The organism is Planktotalea sp. (assembly GCF_049680325.1).
Taxonomy (GTDB): domain Bacteria; phylum Pseudomonadota; class Alphaproteobacteria; order Rhodobacterales; family Rhodobacteraceae; genus Planktotalea.
Genome location: NZ_JBAUHO010000291.1, coordinates 1 through 2832 on the forward strand (window position 1 = coordinate 1; position 2832 = coordinate 2832).

General features: G+C 55.3%; 2 protein-coding genes. One reads left to right on the forward strand and one right to left on the reverse strand.

Annotation, left to right across the window (positions count from 1 at the left end; translation table 11 throughout):
- Positions 1-111 precede the first annotated feature (111 nt).
- Positions 112-1488, reverse strand: coding sequence for an aspartate aminotransferase family protein (locus WBC85_RS13340; protein WP_424438058.1), 1377 nt, complete (start codon positions 1486-1488; stop codon positions 112-114).
- Positions 1489-1618: 130 nt separating this feature from the next.
- Here WBC85_RS13340 and doeA point away from each other — a divergent pair, with 130 nt between their 5' ends.
- A complete protein-coding gene (gene doeA / locus WBC85_RS13345) occupies positions 1619-2803 on the forward strand; it encodes an ectoine hydrolase DoeA (protein ID WP_424438061.1) in 1185 nt (394 codons plus the stop codon).
- The last annotated feature ends 29 nt before the right edge of the window (positions 2804-2832 follow it).

Consider the following 2832-nt stretch of genomic DNA (forward strand, 5'->3'; position numbering starts at 1 on the left):
TAATCAATTGGTCGTAGGTTCGATCCCTACCGCCGGAGCCAATTCATTCCAGCTACTGCAAAACAAAGCGCCCACCATCTGGTGGGCGCTGTTTTTTGTGCGCTTGATCGCTTAAAGCACGCTTTCAAGTGCTGCTTTGGTCACTCCAACGATTTCGTCAGCTTGTTCACGCGTAAGCGAAAATGGTGGTGCAAATCCGATGATATCGCCTTGGGGCATGGCGCGGGCGATCACACCGCGCTCCAGCATCGCGGCGACAATGCGGGGGGCCACTTTTTCGGAGGCGTCAAAGAACACACGATCATCGCGGTCACTTACCAACTCGACTGCGCAAAGCATGCCTTCGCCGCGAATCTCGCCCACATTTGCATGCGCGCCGAGGGCGGTTGTCATAGCCTCGTTCAGATATTGCCCTACAGAGCCCGCATTGCTGACCAGATCGAGACTATCGAGTAGCTTGAGATTCGCGACACCCGCTGCCGCGCAGATTGGATGCGCCGAATAGGTCCAGCCATGGCCGATGGGGCCAAATTCATCTGTACCGCGCTCTAACACCTCCCACATTCGGTCTGACACGATAGAGCCCGAAAGCGGTGCGTATGCGGATGTCAGGCCTTTCGCAATGGTAATCAGGTCAGGCTTTAGCCCGTAGTGATCCGATCCCATCATTGTACCCAAGCGGCCGAACCCTGTGACGACTTCGTCGGCGATCAAAAGGATATCATGCTTTTTCAGCACCTTCTGGATCGCCTCCCAATAACCTGCGGGCGGCGGAACGATACCGCCGGTTCCCAGCACAGGTTCGCCAATGAAGGCCGCAATGGTGTCCGCCCCTTCAGCTTCGATCAAAGCCTCAAGCTTTGCGGCGCAATCGGCAGAGAACTCGGCCTCGCTCATGCTACGATCGTCGCGGCGGAAATAGTAAGGTGCTTCGGTGTGGATCACTTGGCTCAATGGCAAATCGAACTTCTTGTGAAACAGCTCAAGCCCGGTGAGAGAGCCTGTCACAAGGCCCGAACCATGGTAACTGCGCCAGCGCGAAATGATCTTTTTCTTTTGGGGACGGCCAAGGATGTTGTTGTAATACCAAACTAATTTCACATTAGTCTCGTTTGCGTCCGACCCCGAAAGACCATAATAAACCTGGTTCATACCTTCGGGCGCGCGTTCTGCGATCATACGCGAGAGGGTGATGGATGCCTCTGTGCCATGGCCCACATAGGAATGATAATAGGCCAGTTCCTTGGCCTGCGCGGCAATGGCATCAGAAATTTCGCTGCGCCCGTAACCAACGTTAACACAATAAAGTCCAGCAAATGCATCAAGCGATGTACGTCCTTCGCGATCCGTGATGTGGACACCATTTGCGCCTTTGATAATGCGATTTCCCATCTCGCGACGTGCAAACTGGCCCAAATGGGTTGAGGGGTGGAAGAAATGATCGTGATCCCACTGGCTCAATTGATCGTTTGTTCGCTCTGTGCTCATCGGCTTACCTTTCACTTTCGGTGAACGCACACACTTCAATGAGGACTCCAAACTTGTCAAACGCTGAAAAACAGGTGACGTTTTCCTAGCGCTTTGACGTTCGCGCAGCCCATCACCCGAGAGCAATAGTATGACCACAACTGATGCCAACTTCACGACTGACGAATACCTGGGGCGGATCACCAAGACCCGCGCCGCGATGGAGCGCGCGGGGCTGGACGCCATCGTCGTCAGCGATCCGTCGAATATGTCATGGCTTACCGGCTATGATGGTTGGTCGTTCTATGTGCATCAGGGCGTGATTTTGACGCTTGCGGGCGAACCTATCTGGTGGGGCCGCGCGATGGATGCGCTTGGTGCGGCGCGCACTGTTTTTATGCAGGAAACTGGTAGCATTCGCGGATATGAAGATACGTTTGTCCAGAACCCTGACAAACATCCGATGCAAGAACTTGCAGGTTTGCTGAAAGACTGCGGGTTGGAGCGCGCATGTATCGGCGTGGAAATGGACAACTATTATTATACGGCCGCCGCCCATGCGACGTTGAGTGCATCCTTGCCGCATGCGCAGATCAGCGATGCCAACGGCCTTGTCAATTGGCAGCGCGCCGTGAAGTCCCCGCGTGAAATCGAATATATGCGCCGGGCTGCACGAATTGTGGAGGCCATGCACGCCCGCATTCTGGACCTCGCCGAGCCGGGTCTTCGCAAGAACGATCTTATCGCGGAAATCTACGCGACGGGCATTCGCGGCGCGGATGGGCATTGGGGGGACTATCCTGCGATTGTGCCTATGGCGCCGTCTGGTCTTGATGCAACTGAACCGCACCTGACCTGGGATGACCGAGCGATGAAAACGGGCGAAGCGACCTTCTTTGAAATCGCAGGCGCGCACCGCCGTTATCAATGCCCGCAATCGCGCACGGTCTTTTTGGGTAAAGTGCCGCAGAAATTCCGCGATGCTGAAAACGCTGTCCTTGATGCTATCGACGCGGGGCTTGAACAGGCGAAGCCAGGCAATCAGGCGCAAGACATCGCTAATGCCTTTAACGCAACGCTGAACAAAGCGGGCTTTGAAAAGGACAGCCGCTGTGGCTATGCGATTGGCATCAGCTATCCGCCGGATTGGGGCGAGCGCACGATTTCCTTCCGTCGCGGCGACACCACCGAGTTGAAGGCAGGGATGACGTTCCACTTTATGCCTGCCCTTTGGCTTGATGATGGGGGTCTTGAGATAACCGAGCCGATCTTGATTACTGAAACGGGATATGAATGCCTGTGCAACACGCCACGTGAATTGTGGGTCAAGCCATGACCGCTTCGCCCGTTTCACCGACGATCCCG

Coding starts and splice junctions, on each gene's coding strand:
- WBC85_RS13340 (WP_424438058.1), bottom strand. CDS start 1,488: ATGAGCACAGAGCGAACAAACGATCAATTGAGCCAGTGGGATCACGAT.
- doeA (WP_424438061.1), top strand. CDS start 1,619: ATGACCACAACTGATGCCAACTTCACGACTGACGAATACCTGGGGCGG.